At 70.8% G+C, this 15,856-nt stretch carries 13 protein-coding genes; 5 read left to right on the forward strand and 8 right to left on the reverse strand.

The genetic code is table 11. The features are described from left to right. Nucleotides 1-3: 3 nt before the first annotated feature. A complete protein-coding gene (locus AC3ETA_RS34270; RefSeq protein WP_432196791.1) occupies nt 4-2,481 on the reverse strand; it encodes a ThuA domain-containing protein in 2,478 nt (825 codons plus the stop codon). 178 nt (nt 2,482-2,659) lie between these two features. On the opposite strand from AC3ETA_RS34270, the gene AC3ETA_RS34275 reads away from it, so the two are divergent. The 3 genes from AC3ETA_RS34275 (at nt 2,660) to AC3ETA_RS34285 (ending at nt 5,576) form a co-directional block, all read left to right on the forward strand. Continuing rightward, nucleotides 2,660-3,646 (forward strand): multicopper oxidase domain-containing protein, encoded by a 987-nt coding sequence (locus tag AC3ETA_RS34275; protein WP_432196792.1) that lies wholly within the window; start codon nt 2,660-2,662, stop codon nt 3,644-3,646. Between the two features lie 67 nt (nt 3,647-3,713). Further along, nucleotides 3,714-4,253, forward strand: a complete 540-nt coding sequence (locus AC3ETA_RS34280) for a hypothetical protein (protein WP_432196832.1) — start codon at nt 3,714-3,716, stop codon at nt 4,251-4,253. A gap of 285 nt (nt 4,254-4,538) precedes the next feature. Continuing rightward, nucleotides 4,539-5,576 carry a LacI family DNA-binding transcriptional regulator gene (locus tag AC3ETA_RS34285; RefSeq protein ID WP_432196793.1) on the forward strand — a complete coding sequence of 346 codons (1,038 nt, stop codon included), beginning with the start codon at nt 4,539-4,541 and terminating at the stop codon, nt 5,574-5,576. Nucleotides 5,577-5,687: 111 nt separating this feature from the next. On the opposite strand, the gene AC3ETA_RS34290 is transcribed toward AC3ETA_RS34285, so the two are convergent. Then, the gene (locus AC3ETA_RS34290) at nt 5,688-6,479 is read right to left on the reverse strand and encodes a VOC family protein (RefSeq protein ID WP_432196833.1); all 792 of its coding nucleotides are present in this window, start codon (nt 6,477-6,479) and stop codon (nt 5,688-5,690) included. Between the two features lie 272 nt (nt 6,480-6,751). On the opposite strand from AC3ETA_RS34290, the gene AC3ETA_RS34295 reads away from it, so the two are divergent. Beyond that, entirely contained in the window at nt 6,752-7,006 is a 255-nt protein-coding gene (locus AC3ETA_RS34295; protein ID WP_176574620.1) for a WhiB family transcriptional regulator, read from the forward strand. Nucleotides 7,007-7,528: 522 nt separating this feature from the next. On the opposite strand, the gene AC3ETA_RS34300 is transcribed toward AC3ETA_RS34295, so the two are convergent. The 6 genes from AC3ETA_RS34300 to ssgD form a co-directional block, all read right to left on the reverse strand. Beyond that, the gene (locus tag AC3ETA_RS34300; protein ID WP_432196794.1) at nt 7,529-7,681 is read right to left on the reverse strand and encodes a hypothetical protein; all 153 of its coding nucleotides are present in this window, start codon (nt 7,679-7,681) and stop codon (nt 7,529-7,531) included. Between the two features lie 102 nt (nt 7,682-7,783). After that, entirely contained in the window at nt 7,784-8,758 is a 975-nt protein-coding gene (locus AC3ETA_RS34305; RefSeq protein WP_432196795.1) for an acyl-ACP desaturase, read from the reverse strand. Between the two features lie 218 nt (nt 8,759-8,976). Then, entirely contained in the window at nt 8,977-9,753 is a 777-nt protein-coding gene (ddaH, locus tag AC3ETA_RS34310) for a dimethylargininase (protein WP_432196796.1), read from the reverse strand. A 101-nt stretch (nt 9,754-9,854) separates the two neighbouring features. Next, nucleotides 9,855-12,122 (reverse strand): ATP-binding cassette domain-containing protein, encoded by a 2,268-nt coding sequence (locus tag AC3ETA_RS34315; RefSeq protein WP_432196797.1) that lies wholly within the window; start codon nt 12,120-12,122, stop codon nt 9,855-9,857. A 10-nt stretch (nt 12,123-12,132) separates the two neighbouring features. Continuing rightward, nucleotides 12,133-13,758 (reverse strand): ABC-F family ATP-binding cassette domain-containing protein, encoded by a 1,626-nt coding sequence (locus AC3ETA_RS34320; RefSeq protein WP_432196798.1) that lies wholly within the window; start codon nt 13,756-13,758, stop codon nt 12,133-12,135. A gap of 318 nt (nt 13,759-14,076) precedes the next feature. Further along, nucleotides 14,077-14,493, reverse strand: a complete 417-nt coding sequence (gene ssgD, locus AC3ETA_RS34325) for a spore wall synthesis regulator SsgD (protein ID WP_432196799.1) — start codon at nt 14,491-14,493, stop codon at nt 14,077-14,079. Between the two features lie 223 nt (nt 14,494-14,716). On the opposite strand from ssgD, the gene AC3ETA_RS34330 reads away from it, so the two are divergent. After that, entirely contained in the window at nt 14,717-15,820 is a 1,104-nt protein-coding gene (locus tag AC3ETA_RS34330; protein ID WP_432196800.1) for a WD40/YVTN/BNR-like repeat-containing protein, read from the forward strand. Nucleotides 15,821-15,856: the final 36 nt, after the last annotated feature.

The following is a 15,856-nucleotide window of genomic DNA, read 5'->3' on the forward strand; positions in this document are numbered from 1 at the left end:
GGGTCACTGCGCCCCCCTCGCCAGCTGGTCGGCGGCCGGGGTCGGCCCGCCGCCCGTGTAGGTGACCCGCCACAGCGCCGACTTGGCGTCCGAGGTGAAGAAGCCCCGGCCGTAGTCGAGCACGTACAGCGCGCCGTCCGGACCGAACTTCCAGTCCATGAGGTTCTTGATGCCGTCGTTGCCGATCGGCACGATCTTCTTCAGCGACTCCGAGTGCACCGGCAGACCGCCGTCCCCGTGGGTCTTGGGGTCGGTGAGCACCGCGTTGCGCGGCTGGTCGGCGTCGTAGAAGTCACCGACGAACCACTTGCCGTCCCAGTAGGCGGGCCACTTGGTGTCACTGCTGCTCGCCGTGTCGTACCGGTAGACCGGCCCGTTCATCGCGGCCTGGCCGCCGCCCTTGAGCCACGGCAGCGAGTAGGTGGCCTCCTCCTGCTTGTACGACGGCACGCCGTTCGCGTCGCGCGGGAAGTCCGGGGCACCGCCCTGGGGCGAGTACCAGATGTTGTTGCCGGTGACCGGCGGAAGGTTGACGAGACCGTCGTTGTTCGGCGACTCGTTCTTCGGGGCGTTGCAGTCGTACCAGCCCAGCGGCTTGCTGGGATCGGGCAGGTTGCGGTCCCGGTAGGGCTGCTTGTTGCCCATGCAGTACGGCCAGCCCCGGTTGCTCGCCTTGGTGATCACGGCGAACGTGTCGTACTTGGCCGGACCCCACGTCGTCGACGGCGCGCCAGCGTCGGGGCCGACCCAGCCCGCGTACAGGATGTCGGTCTGCCTGTCGACGAAGATGCGCGCAGGGTTCCTGACGCCCATCACATAGATCTCGCCGCGCGTCTTCCCGCCGCCCTCGTCCGGCTCCTGGCCGGTGAAGAGGTTCCCCGCCGGCAGTGTGTACGTGCCGTCCGGCTCCGGGTGGATGCGCAGGATCTTGCCGTTGAGGTTGTTGGTGTTGCCGGCGGTGCGGCGGGCGTCGGCGAAGGACACACCCTTGTAGCTGGGCTCGGGGTTGTTGCCCGAGTAACCGCTGCTGAACCCGCTGGAGTTGTTGTCGCCCGTCGCGATGTACAGGTTGCCCTTGGAGTCCCAGGTCATTCCGCCGCCCGCGTGGCAGCAACTGTGCACCTGCACCGGCCACTTGAGCAGCACCTTCTCGCTGCCCAGGTCCAGCTTGTTCGTTGCGAGGTCGAGCGTGAAGCGGGAGACCCGCCGCTCGGCCATCTGCTTGTCGCGGTCGAGCTGCGAGTGCGGGGTGTAGTGCAGATACACCCACCCGTTCTCCTCGAAGCGCGGGTCGAGCTCGATGCCGAGCAGGCCCTCCTCGACCTTGATCAGCTCGCCGCCGCCGCCCTTGTTGCCGAACACCGTGAGCGCCCCGGCCAGGGTGACCTTCTTGGTCTTCGGGTCGTAGACGTGGACCTCGCCCTTGCCCTTGCCGATCTCCGGGTCGTTCCAGTCGGTCACCACCGGCTGGGAGGAGTCGGCGCCGCCCCGGCCGATGTACAGAACCCGCCCGTCGGGGGCCGTGACCAGGCCGTGCGGTTCGCCGATCTGGTCGTTCTGGCCCGCCTGGTTGGGCTGGGTGAGGCGCTCGGCCTTGTAGTTGCCGGTGACGGTGGCCTTGCAGTCGGCCTGCGACAGCCGGGTCGTCCACTGCAGGGCGCCGCGCAGATGCGCGCGGAAGTCGGTCTCGTCGTACGACGACACCGTGCCGCCCATGCCCGTGTAGAAGGAGCGGCCGCCGTCGTAGTCACGGCACCAGCTCACCGGGTGGTCCCAGCCGTTGGCGCTCGACCCCGGCTGGTAGCTGGATTCCCGCACCCGTGCGACGGTGTGCACCGAACCCGAGGGGTTCTTCGCCCAGTTCAGCCACTTGTCCGGCCGTTTCCACTGAACCGGCAGGTCCTTGGTGGCCGGGTGGCGCCGGTCGCCGACCTCGACCACCGCGCGCTGCGCGTTCGTCGGGCCGCCGGCCGCCGGACGGGCGCCGACGAGTCCGGTGAACCAGTCCGAGTACGGCTCGGCGCGGGCCGCGTCATGGATGCCGACGAAGCCGCCGCCCGCTTCCATGTAGGACTCCAGGCCCGCTTCCTGCTCCGGGTCGAGGACGTCACCGCCACCGGTCAGGAACACGATCGAATTGAACCGGCTCAGCCTTTTCTCATTGGTGAACACCGAGGCGTCGTCAGTGGCCTCGGTCCTGAAACGCCGGTCGGCCGGGCCCGACAGGCCGATCTTCTCGATCGCCTCGATGCCGGCGTTCACCAGCGGCGACTCCTCGCCGGAGGCAGCGGACCCGTAGAAGATGAGCACCCGTACATTGGCGCCGCCCGGAGGCGACTTGATGGACATCGTTGTCAGGGGCGGTTCCGGAGCAGGGCGCGCGTCGGCCGCCGGGGCTGCCATCAGCCCGGCGCCGACGATCCCTGCCGTCACGGCAGCCACCCAGGTCTGTCTTCTCGTGCTCAACCCTCGTAAGTGCATGGGCACCTCCACGGTCACAGCAACAGCGAGAAGGAAGCTAGACCCCTTTGACCGACAGGCCAATACCTATGACCGCATCGGGACGAACTTTGTCCTGGGTGTGGATAAACGGGGGAGCGGCCGGTACCGTCTCAGCGGTTCATCCCCGTAATTTCCGTACCGCCGTGGGGAGTTCGGCATGGACAGACGCAGCTTCAACAGACGTGTACTGCTGGGTGGCGCCACCGCGGCGACATCGTTGTCGCTGGCATCGGTACCCGAGGCCGTCGGCGCTGACACACCGTCGCGGGCCGCCCCGGCCGGAGGTGAGGTCAGACATCTCAAGCTGTACGCCGAGAAGCTCGCCGACGGGCAGATGGGCTACGGCCTCGAGAAGGGCAAGGCGAGCATTCCCGGGCCGCTGATCGAACTCAACGAGGGCGACACCCTGCACATCGAGTTCGAGAACACGATGGACATACCGGTGAGCCTGCACGTCCACGGCCTCGACTACGAGATCACCAGCGACGGAACCAGGATGAACAAGAGCGACGTCGAACCGGGCGGCACCCGCACCTACACCTGGCGCACCCACGCCCCCGGCCGCCGCAAGGACGGCACCTGGCGGGCGGGCAGCGCCGGTTACTGGCACTACCACGACCATGTCGTCGGCACCGAGCACGGCACCGTCGGCATCCGCAAGGGCCTGTACGGGCCGGTGATCGTGCGGCGCAAGGGCGACATCCTCCCGGACGCGACCCACACGATCGTCTTCAACGACATGCTCATCAACAACAAGCCCGCGCACACCGGCCCCGACTTCGAGGCCACGGTGGGCGATCGGGTCGAGATCGTGATGATCACGCACGGCGAGTACTACCACACCTTCCACATGCACGGTCACCGCTGGGCGGACAACCGCACGGGCATGCTCACCGGCCCCGACGACCCCAGCCAGGTCATCGACAACAAGATCGTCGGACCCGCGGACTCGTTCGGCTTCCAGGTGATCGCCGGCGAAGGTGTCGGAGCCGGTGCGTGGATGTACCACTGCCATGTGCAGAGCCACTCCGACATGGGGATGGTGGGGCTCTTCCTGGTGAAGAAGAAGGACGGCACCATTCCCGGCTACGAACCGCACGAACACGCTCAGGAGACGGCCTCGGGGTCCGCCCACGGACACTGACGGATCATGGACGGGTGACCCTTGTTCTGACACGCGGTGACCAGGAAGCGGTGCCGGCGCCCGGGGCCTGTCCGGCGGCGCTGCGCGACGGCTTCCTCCGGGCGCGGGACGCCACGGTCGCCGGGCAGCGGGTGCGCACCGAACTGCCGTTCCCCGGCACGGCCACCGCCCTGATCCCCGGCGTGCTGCCGGGCATCGAGGCGTACGGCCCTGGAGCGACCTCGTCGTCCATGACACGGACGCCGGGCGCGCCGAGGCTTTCGCCGCACGGCACACCGGCCGGACGGCGGCCTCGGCGCAGGAGGTCGCCGCGGCCGCCGACACCGTACTGCTCGCCACCTGGGCCCGGGAGCCCCTGCTGCGGCTGTCCGACACCCGGGACGGCCACCACTTCACGAGCCTGGGGGCGGACGAGCCCGGCAGGCAGGAACTCTCCGCCGACCTGCTGCGCGCCGCGATCCTCGTCGTGGACGACCGTGAACACGCCGCGAGCACGGGCGCCTTGGCGGCGGCCGGCTTGCCGGCGACCGCCGCCGACGCCGAGCCGGCGGACGTCTTGCGGGGCGAGCGCCCTGGGCGCGTGAACGCGGCAAGCCGCAGCGTCTAGGCGCCGGTCGGACTGCCCGGGCAGGAACTGGCGCCGGCGTGGTCGGCGTACGGGGCGGCGGAGCGGGTGGGGCGGCGGGTCGATCTGCCGGCGTGAAGGCCGCTCCCCCCTGGAGCGACGCCGAGCGAGCTCCGTTCCCGGTCGGCATCCTGGTGGGCGTGGCTCCGCACGGACACCGAGCACGGGGCGCACGGAATCACAGCAGGACGAGAGGACGAGAGCGCTCTCACGTGCAGCTCGCGGCCGGGCTATCCTGATCGGCAACCGTCGATGAGGAGCCGCGCAGTGACCGGTACAGCCCCGCGCCCCACTCTGGAGGCCGTCGCCGAGCGGGCCGGGGTCTCGCGGGCCACCGTGTCGCGCGTCGTCAACGGCGGGGACGGAGTCAGGGAGCCGCTCGTCGAGCGGGTCCGCAAGGCCGTGGAAGAGCTCGGCTATGTGCCGAACCAGGCCGCCCGCAGCCTGGTGACCCGGCGCCACGACGCCATCGCGGTCATCGTCGCCGAACCCGAGAGCCGTGTCTTCGCCGACCCCTTCTTCGCCCTGCAACTGCGCGGTATCAGCAAGGAGTTGACGGCCCACGACAACCAGCTCGTACTGCTGCTCACGGAGGGACGGGACGACCACGCGCGCGTCGGCCGCTACCTCGCCGGCGGACATGTCGACGGGGCGCTGGTCTTCTCCCTGCACCTCGACGACCCTCTGCCCGAACTGATCCAGCGCGCCGGAGTGCCCACCGTGTTCGGCGGACGGCCCGGCTGGAGCGGCGACGGGCGAGGGGTGGCCTACGTCGACGTGGACAACCGCGGCGGCGCCCGCGACGCCGTGCGGCACCTCGTCGGCCTCGGCCGTACCCGGATCGCGCACATCACCGGCGCCCTCGACCAGACCTCTGCGGTGGACCGGCTCGACGGGTACCGGGACGTCATGGTCGACGCCGATCCCCGGCTGATCGTCGAGAGCGACTTCACACCGGCCGGTGGGGAGCGGGCGATGCGCGAGTTGCTGACGCGCTGCCCGGACCTCGACGCCGTCTTCGCCGCCAACGACCTCACCGCCGCCGGGGCGCTGCGGGTGCTGCGGGAGTCCGGGCGGCGGGTGCCGGACGATGTCGCCGTGGTCGGCTTCGACGACATGCTGCCGGTGACGGAGCAGACCGAACCGCCGCTCACGACGATCCGTCAGGACATAGAGGAGATGGGGCGGCTGATGGCCCGGCTGCTGCTGCGCGGCCTCGAACGCAACGCCGCCGACGAGGGCATCGCGGCCGCGCCGTCCAGCGTGGTGCTGCCGACCACGCTGATACGGCGGGCCTCCGCGTAGGCCGAACCCCGGTGCCTTCCCTCAGCTCCGCACGGGCCGTCAGCTCCGCACGGGCCGTCGGCTCTGCAAGGGCTGTCGGCTCCGGACGTCCCGTCGGCTTCGGACGGCCCGTCAGCTCCGAGCGGGCGCGCTCTTGATCACCGCGAAGCGGGCGCCGTAGGGGTCGGTGAGCTTGGCGACACGGCCGACGTCCGGGAGGTCCGTGGCCGGCATGCGGACCGTGCCGCCCAGCTCCTGGGCCCTGGCGACCGTCCCGTCCGTGTCGGTGACCTCGAAGTACGGCAGCCAGTACGGCGGGCCCTGTGCCTCCGCCGGGTCGTCCGCCCTGTCGACGACGCCGCCGAACATGGCGTCCTCACCCTGACCGCCGGGGCTGAACGTCGTGTACGTGCCGCCGTAGAAGTCGAGGGCGAAGGTCTCCATGCCCAGCGTCGCGTTGTAGAACCCCGCCGCGGCCGGCACGTCCGGTGTGTACAGCTCCAGCCAGCACAGCGAACCGGGCTCCTGCACGATGTCCAGGCCCTTGTTGGTACCGGGCTGCCACAGGCCGAAGGAGACGCCCGCCTTGTCGGCGAGGACGGCCATGCGGCCCAGGTCCATCACGTCCATGGGCTGCACCAGCACCGAGCCGTGCGCCTGTTCCGCCGCCTTCGCGGTGGCGTCCGTGTCCGGCGTCTGGAAGTACACCGTCCAGGACGGCGGACCCTGCTCCTCGGTCGTCTGCATACCACCGGCCACCGTCTTCCCGTCGAGCTGGAAGAGGCCGTAACCGCCGGTCTCGGGCCCGCCTGGCTGGAATCGCCAGCCGAACAGACCGCCGTAGAAGGAAGCGGCGCCCTCGATGTCGGGTGTGCCGAGGTCGATCCAGTTCGGCGCGCCGGTGACGAAACGGGTGGTGAGCATCATCGCCCTCCTCGGAAGGGTCCCGCTGTCTGCTGCACTGCCGAGTCTTGCACCGCCCACTGACAATCGCTGCCGGAACACCGCCGTCTGCCGGGACCGCCGTTCGATCACTCACAGTGATGGCCAGGCGCCTCGTTGTTTTCCTCCGGGCCCGCGCGCCGCCGTGCGCCGCGGAGCGCCGAAGGGGACCATCGAGTCGGCCGGGGGCCCTGCGCCGCGGCGTTGATCCCGCGTTGATCGAACGTTTTGCGCCGTCCGGCACGATCCTGCGCATGCACATCGACACGATCGCGATGATCACCTCGCCCGACCTGACCTGGCAGGAGGAGGCGTTGTGCGCACAGACCGGGGCGGACTTCTTCTTCCCCGAACCCGGAAGCTCCGTCCGGGAGGCGAAGCGGATCTGCGGCATGTGCCCGATCCGCTCCGCCTGCCTGGAGTACGCCCTCGACAACGACGAACGCTTCGGCGTCTGGGGCGGCCTGTCGGAGAAGGAACGCCTGGAACTCAGGCGTACCTCGCGCTGAGCCCCGGGTCCCGGCCGTACCTCGCGCTGAGCTCCGGGTCCCGGCAGCCGACGGGCAGGTGGCGAGCGCCGACTGTGGTGCCCGCCTGCCGCAGTCGATGCGTGAACTTGGCGTGCGAGCCGCACCCTTGGCGCCCAGGGGCGGGCCGTCCGGGCGCACGGACAGCGCCCAGCGGGCGTAGCCGGGCAGCGGACGGTCGAGGTCGGCCTCCCCGACCGCCCACCAGCCGTCGGCCGGCAGCACCATGGACGCGGCGGCGCGTGCCTGGCCCATCGACGTGACGGCGCGCAGCGCGCCCACGAGGCCGTGCCGGACGTAGCCGACGGGCACCTCGGGCTCCCGCTCCCGCGGGGCCCGGTCCACGCGCAGGGGGCCGGTGCGGCCGGTCCCGAAGGGCACGCCACGGGCGACCGCCCGGCGCAGTCCCGGGTCGGTGGTGCGGTAGGGCCACCCCAGGCCGTTGAGCGCCGGGGGGTCGTTCTCCAGGACGCACAGCGCCACGGAGGACGGCAGACGCCGTGCTCACGTCCACGCGCGCGTGAGCCGCAGCCGGGACGTCCTCGGGTCCTCCGGCCCGGGCAGCCCGGTGCGCGCCCGGACCCGCTCGGCGGTCTCCGCATCGACCAGGTGGAGCAGGAAGCCGACGGCCTGCTCCACCCTGCTGTTCTCACGCATGGCGAGCATGATGCCGCAGGCCAGGGCCGACGCGCACAGGAAAAAACGACGGCCGGCCCGCTGCGCAGCGGGCCGGCCGTCGGTGACCGTGGGGCTCGGCGGTCAGCCGGCCGCCCGGGCGGCCATGCGGGCCTTGCGCGCGGCGAGCTTCTCGTCGAACTTCAGGGCCTCGGCGTTCAGTCCGCCCATGAACAGACCCAGCTCCTCCTGGGCCTTCTGGCCCTCGGGGCCGAGGCCGTCGATCTCCATGATCTTCAGGAAGCGCAGGACCGGCTCGAGGACGTCGTCGTGGTGGATGCGCATGTTGTAGACCTCGCCGATGGCCATCTGGGCGGCGGCCCGCTCGAAGCCGGGGATGCCGTGGCCGGGCATGCGGAAGTTGACCACGACGTCGCGCACGGCCTGCATGGTGAGGTCGGGGGCGATCTCGAACGCGGCCTTCAGCAGGTTCCGGTAGAAGACCATGTGGAGGTTCTCGTCGGTCGCGATGCGCGCCAGCATGCGGTCGCAGACCGGGTCGCCGGACTGGTGGCCGGTGTTGCGGTGCGAGATGCGGGTCGCGAGCTCCTGGAAGGAGACGTAGGCGACCGAGTGCAGCATCGAGTGTGCGTTGTCCGACTCGAAGCCCTCGCTCATGTGGGCCATGCGGAACTGCTCGAGTTTGTCCGGGTCCACCGCGCGCGAGGCGAGCAGGTAGTCGCGCATCACGATGCCGTGGCGGCCCTCCTCGGCCGTCCAGCGGTGCACCCAGGTGCCCCAGGCGCCGTCCCGGCCGAAGAGCGAGGCGATCTCGTGGTGGTAGCTAGGCAGGTTGTCCTCGGTCAGGAGGTTCACCACCAGGGCGATCCGGCCGATCTCGGTGACCTTGGACTGCTCCTTGTCCCAGGCCTCGCCGTCCTCGAAGATGCCGGGGAAGTTGCGGGCGTCCGACCAAGGGACGTACTCGTGCGGCATCCAGTCCTTGGCGACCTTCAGATGCCGGTTGAGTTCCTTCTCGACCACTTCCTCCAGCGCGTACAGCAGACGGGCGTCGGTCCAGCCGGCAGAGCTGCCGAGGTGAGGGGAAGTGATCGTCACGGGAACTCCAGGGGGACGCGCAACACAGGGAACATGACCGGCGAGCGGTTGCCGGAACCTACGGGATCGTAGGCTACGAACCCGTAGGTTACGAAGCCGTAGGTTAAGAGCGATGTAAAGACCGCTGATCAGCTGCCCTGTCACCGGAGGTTCACGGAGCCACGCGCAGCCCCAGGACCCGCAGGTCCCGGGGCTGAAAAGGTGACCTGCTCAGCCGGTCAGACGTACAGTTCCCGCATTCGGACCGAGAGGCAAGTCACACACCCTTCGAGCTTCTCGAACTCGCTGATGTCGACCGGTACGGTCTCGTGGCCGAGGTCGGCGAGCAGCTCCGCCGTCTTCGGCGCGCTCGCGGCGATGAGCAGCTTGTCCCCGCCGAGCAGCACGACATGCGCCCCGGACTCCTCCGGCACCGGCAGGAAGCGCGGGAACAGCGACGGGGCGTCCAGCTGCGGGATGCGGCCCAGGATGGTTCCGTCGGGCAGTGCCGTGATCGCCGACTTCAGGTGCAGCACCTTGCTGACGGGCACCGCGACGACCCGGGCGCCCAGCGGCTCGAACGCGGCCCGCAACTGCTGGACGCCGGCCGTGTTGGTGCGCCCGCCCCGGCCGACGTAGATCGTGTCGCCGACCTTCAGGACGTCGCCGCCGTCCAGCGTGCCCGGCTCCCAGATCCAGTTCACGGAGCAGCCGAGCGAGGCGACGGCCTCCTCGACGCCCGCGGTCTCCTCGCGCCGGGACTCGGCCCCGGAGCGGGCGATCAGCGCGACGTTGCGGTACATGACGACGGTGTCCTCGACGAACACCGAGTCGGGGCAGTCGTCGGCCGGCTCGACCTCGATCGTCTCCCAGCCGTGCGTGCGCAGGGCCTCGGTGTACGCCTCCCACTGCTCGACCGCGAGATCGAGGTCGACCTTCTCGCGCTCGATGTGAGTGACCAGCCCTTCGGCGAGGCGCGGGCCGGGGCGGCGGACGAGGGCCTTCTTGCTGGGCACGACAGGATCTCCGGATCGGTGGCAGGGTCCGGCGCCCGAGCTGCACGGGGCACCGACCCGCCATGATGCAGGGCCTGCCCGCCCGTACAAAACCCTCCGGGTCAGGCTGTGGCCCTCCTGAGATGCGCCGCCGTGAAGGACTCGCGGACTTCGAGGAGCTCTCGTGGCGTTCCCTTGAAGATCACCCGCCCTCCGTCCCGGCCGCCGTCCGGGCCGAGGTCGATGATCCGGTCGGCGTGCGCCACCACGTCCAGGTTGTGCTCGACGACCACCACCGTGTTGCCCGCGTCGACCAGCCGGTCCAGCAGCCCGAGCAGCCCGTGGACGTCCGACATGTGCAGTCCGGTCGTCGGTTCGTCGAGGACGTACACCGCTCCCGTGCGGTGCAGCCGTGTCGCCAGCTTGATCCGCTGGCGCTCGCCGCCGGAGAGCGTGGACAGCGGCTGTCCGAGCGTGAGGTACGTCAGCCCCACGTCCCGCAGCGCCCGCAGCCGCCGTCGTACGCCCTTGTCCTCGAAGGCGGCCAGCGCCTCGTCCGCCGTCATCGCCAGGACGTCCGCGATGGAGTTGCCGTCCACGGTCAGCCCCAGCACCGCGTCCTTGAAACGGCGCCCCTCGCAGTCGTGGCAGGTCGTGGACACCGGGTCCATGAACGCGAGGTCGGTCTGGATGAACCCGCGGCCCTCGCAGGTGCCGCAGGCGCCGGCGGAGTTGAAGCTGAACAGGCCCGCGTCGGCGCCCGTCCCGCGCGCGAAGATCTTCCGCACCGTGTCCATGATCCCCAGGTACGTCGCCGGGGTCGACCGTCCGGAGATCCCGATCGACGACTGGTCCACGACCACCGCGTCGGCGTGGGCGGCGGTGAACTCCCGGACCAGCGTGCTCTTCCCCGACCCGGCGACCCCGGTCACCACGGTGAGCACACCGGTCGCGAACTCGACCGTGAGGTCCCGCAGGTTGTGCCGGTCGGCGCCCTTCACCCACAGCCCGCCGCGCGCCGGCCGCACCGCCTCCTTGAGCGCCGTACGCCGCCGCAGGCAGCGCCCGGTCACCGTGCCGGACGCGGCGAGCGCGTCCGGCGTGCCCTCGAACACGACCTGTCCGCCGCCCGCGCCGGCCCGCGGCCCCATGTCGACGACATGATCGGCGAGCGCGATGACGTCCGGGTCGTGCTCGACGACCAGCACGGTGTTGCCCTTGTCGCGCAGCCGCAGCAGCAGATCGCCGAGCCGGCCGACGTCGCGCGGGTGCAGTCCGACGCTGGGCTCGTCGAAGATGTACGTCATGCCGGTGAGGCTGGAGCCCAGGTGGCGCACGGTCTTCAGGCGCTGCCCCTCGCCGCCGGACAGGGTGGCCGTCTCCCGGTCGAGGCTGAGGTAGCCGAGGCCGATGGCGTCGATGCGTTCGAGGGCGGTGACGGCGGCGCGGGCGACGGGCCCGGCGACCGGGTCGTCGATGTCCGCCAGCGCGGTGATCAGGTCGGTGATCTGCATACGGGCGCAGTCGGCGATGCCCAGGCCGTTGATCCGGGTCGCCAGCGCCGCCGCGTTCAGGCGGGCGCCGTCGCAGACCGGGCAGGTGCCCTCCACGAGGTACTCCCGCACCAGGTCCCGGGTCTTCTGGCTCATCGCCGACAGGTCCCGCTTCAGGTACAGCCGCTCGAAGCGGGTGGCGAGCCCCTCGTAGTCGGTGGTCCAGGTGCCGCCCGTGCCGTTGACGGTGACCTTGCTGCCGGGGCGGCCCCGCATCAGGAACTCCCGCTCGTCGGCGGTGAACCGGCCGACGGGTGTGTGCGGGTCGAGGTCGGCGCTGTTGGTGTACGCCTGCCCCTGCCAGGTGCCCGCGGCGAACGGCGGGAAGCGGACCGCGCCGTCGGCGAGCGTCCGGTCCGGGTCGAGGATGCGGTCCCAGTCCGGCCGTACCGTCCGCCCGAGGCCGTCGCACTCGGGGCACATGCCGGACGGGTCGTTGAAGGAGTACGCGGTCGCCGGCCCGGCGCTCGGGGTGCCGTGCCGGGAGAACAGGACCCGCATCACCGGGTGGATGTCGGTCATCGTGCCGACCGTGGAGCGGGAGTGGCCCCCGATCGGCCGCTGGTCGACGACGATCGCGGGGGAGAGGTCCTCGAGGGCCTCGGCGTGCGGGCGCTCGTACTTGGGCAGCCGGTTGCGCACGAACCAGGTGAACGTCTCGTTCAGCTGGCGCTGCGACTCCACCGCGATCGTGTCGAAGACGATCGACGATTTCCCCGATCCCGAAACGCCGGTGAACACGGTCAGCCGGCCCTTCGGGATGCGGAGGGTGACGTCCTTCAGGTTGTTCTCGCTCGCTCCGGTGATGGTGATGAACTGGGGCGTGAAATCGGGCATGCCCCCGAAGCTAGGCGGGATACCCGACAGCTTCCGGCGTGATTTCCTTCAGTTCTCCCTCCTCCACCATCAGCCAGCGCGTGATGCCGATCGACTCCAGGAACGGCAGGTCGTGGCTGGCCACGATCAGCGCACCTTCGTACGACTCCAGGGCCGTGGTGAGCTGCCGCACGCTCGCCATGTCCAGGTTGTTCGTCGGCTCGTCCAGCATCAGCAGCTGCGGCGCGGGCTCCGCCAGCATCAGCGCGGCCAGCGCCGCCCGGAAGCGTTCGCCGCCCGAGAGCGTCGCCGCCCGCTGGTCGGCGCGGGCGCCCCGGAACAGGAAGCGGGCCAGGCGTGCCCGGATCCGGTTGTTGGTGGCGCCCGGCGCGAACCGGGCCACGTTCTCGGCGACCGACAGCCCGTCGTCGAGGACGTCCAGCCGCTGCGGCAGGAACCGGAGCGGGACGTGCACCGTCGCCTCGCCCGCCACCGGCGCAAGCTCACCCGCGATGGTCCGCAGCAGAGTCGTCTTGCCCGAGCCGTTGCGCCCGACCAGCGCGATCCGCTCCGGACCGTGCAGATCGAGACCACCGGCCACCCGCGCGCCGTACACCATTTCCAGCTCGCGCAGCGTGAGCACGCTCCGGCCCGCCGGTACGGCCGTGTACGGCAGGTCGACGCGGATCTCGTCGTCGTCCCGTACGGCGTCCACCGCGTCGTCGAGCCGTCCCCTGGCCTCGGCGAGCTTCTCCTCGTGCATGATCCGGTGCTTGCCCGCGGACTCCTGTGCCGCACGCTTGCGCGCACCCATGACGATCTTCGGCTCGCGCTTCTGGTCCCACATCTTCTGGCCGTACCGCTTGCGGCGGGCCAACTTGACCTGGGCGTCGACCAGTTCGCGCTTCTGCTTCTTCAGGTCGGCCTCGGCGACCCGCACCATGCGCTCGGCCGCCTCCTGCTCGGTGGCGAGCGCCTCCTCGTACGCCGAGTAGTTGCCGCCGTACCAGGTGATCTCCCCGGAGCGCAGATCGGCGATCTGGTCGACCAGGTCCAGGAGTTCACGGTCGTGGCTGACCACCACCATCACCCCGGGCCAGGACTCCACGGCCGCGTACAGCCGCCTGCGTGCGTACAGGTCGAGATTGTTGGTGGGCTCGTCCAGCAGCAGGACGTCGGGTCGGCGCAGCAGCAGCGCGGCAAGGCGCAGCAGCACCGACTCGCCGCCCGACACCTCGCCGATCGTACGGTCCAACTCGACGTGACCGAGCCCGAGTTCGCCGAGGGTGGCGAGGGCACGCTCCTCCACGTCCCAGTCGTCGCCGACGGTCTCGAAGTGCTCCTCGGCCACGTCGCCCGCCTCGATGGCGTGCAGCGCGGCCCGCTGGGCGGCGATGCCGAGGGCCTCGTCGACCTTCAGGGCGGTGTCGAGTGTGACGTTCTGCGGGAGGTAGCCGACCTCGCCCGTCACGCGCACGACGCCGTCGACCGGGGTCAGCTCGCCGGCGACGAGCTTCAGCAGAGTCGATTTTCCCGACCCGTTGACGCCCACCAGCCCGGTCCTGCCGGGACCGAAGGCGACGTCCAGACCCTCGAAGACGGCGGTGCCGTCGGGCCAGGCGAAGGAGAGGGAGGTACAGCTGATGGAAGTAGGCATGGGAGCGCCTCCGCGGTTGCTCGAAACGATCAGGGGCAAACGCGTATCGAGACACCGGCGACCAACGGGCGGTGAGGGGCCCTGGGCATGAGAAAAGCCCTGTTCCGTGAGGGACGGCTCGAACGCCGAGGTCGCACGCGGCGTACACACACTTCAGGTGTGACGCGGTGTCTCAGACCTCAGACGAGCAACGTCCTTCTCCAATCGACGGCAACAGGACCGATATAGACCGTAGGAGGGGGCGTCGACGGTGTCAACGTGATTGAGCGGGCCCGGCGTGGGGCGGCTCTTGTCGGCGGGGGAGCCCGGCGGGCCGCCTCAGCAGGCGTCCCGCATCAGTTCCGCCAGGTCGCGGTCCAGGTCGAGCTGGAGGTGTTCCAGGCCGAGCGGCACCAGGTCGCTCGTCGACTTCAGGAAGCGGCGCACCTCACCGCTGCGGATGTGCACGACCGCGGTGCCCTCGGGCGCGTGGAACTCCAGGACGGTCCGGTCGAAGCCGTACGGCCGCACCCGGACGTCGCCGTGGCCCTCGGGGCCTTCGAGGCCGGCCACCAGCAGCTCCCGGCTGAAGGTCCAGCAGACCTCGACACCCTCCAGGGTGGCCGGGGCGGGGAAGGTCATACGGACGGCGAACGGGTCACGCCGGTCGTAGTGCAGAGTGGCCGGAATGCTCTGCATCCGCGGCGCGGCGGCGACGAGGCGGGCCTCGACGGGCTGCTCGATGACAGTGGACAACGCCTTGCTCCCTTGCGACGGCTGGACGAACATCCGGGTGGACGAGACGGGGCACTGGTAGAGACGACGGAATCGGCCAATCCGTGCACCGGGAGGGCGAGTGACCTCTGTCACCGCCTTCATGCACGGGAGTGGGGTGTTCGTCCTTCTGTGACCGGATGGTCGGCTGTGGTGGTTGCGGCCGTCTGGACGGTGACGGGGTGGTCGACTAGCTTCGGCCGCCATGAGGCGTTCGGGGAGCACGCGACGGGTGGGGCGTACGTTTCGGACAGTGGCCGCGGTGGTGGCGTGCGGGGTTGCGCCGGCCGCCCTGACGGCCGTACCGGCGCAGACGCGCGAGCCGGTGCGGCACGCGCCGCACTGGGAGCTCAAGGACAGCGGCACGCCGGAGGTGCGCTTGCGAGGTCTGTCCGCGGTGAGCCGGAACACCGCATGGGTGGCCGGGACCGCCGGCACCGTGCTGCGCACCACCGACGGCGGCGCGAGCTGGCGGAACGTCTCACCGCCCGGTGCGGCCGACCTCCAGTTCCGGGACATCGAGGCCTTCGACGCGCGGCGTGCCGTGGTGCTGGCCATCGGGGAGGGCGAGGCGTCCCGGGTCTACCGCACGGACGACGGCGGGGCGACCTGGACCGAGGCCTTCCGCAACACCGATCCGCGGGCCTTCTACGACTGCCTCACCTTCTTCGACCGCCGTCACGGCCTGGCGATGAGCGACCCGGTCGACGGCCGGTTCCGCATCCTGTCGACCGGCGACGGCGGCCGTACCTGGAAGGTGCTCCCCAGTGACGGGATGCCGACGGCGCAGCAGGGCGAGGCCGGGTTCGCGGCGAGCGGGCAGTGCCTGGTCGCCTCCGGGCCGAAGGACGTCTGGCTGGCCACCGGCGGGGCGGCACGCGCGCGCGTGCTGCACTCCGCCGACCGGGGGCTGACCTGGACCGCCGCCGACACGCCGATCCCGGCGGGCGACCCGGCCCGAGGTGTCTTCGGGCTCGCCTTCCGCGACCGCACGCACGGTCTCGCCGTCGGTGGCGACTACCGCCCCGACCAGGCCTCCCCGCAGGCAGCCGCCCGCACCGGCGACGGGGGCGCCAACTGGCGGTCCGCCGTGACGCCGGTGCCCGCATACCGCTCCGGCGTGGCCTGGCTCCCGCACAGCCGCAGCTCCGCCCTCGCGGTCGGCCCGACGGGCACCGACCTGACGACCGACGGCGGCCGGACCTGGCGGACCGTGGACGGCGGCTCGTACGACACCGTGGACTGCACGCCCGACCCGGGGTGCTGGGCCGCAGGGGAGAAGGGGCGCATCGCGCGGCTGGAGAGCTGAACCGGAATGTGGGTACCCGGACGCGGACGGCGAGAG

This window comes from Streptomyces sp. bgisy027 (genome assembly GCF_057710365.1).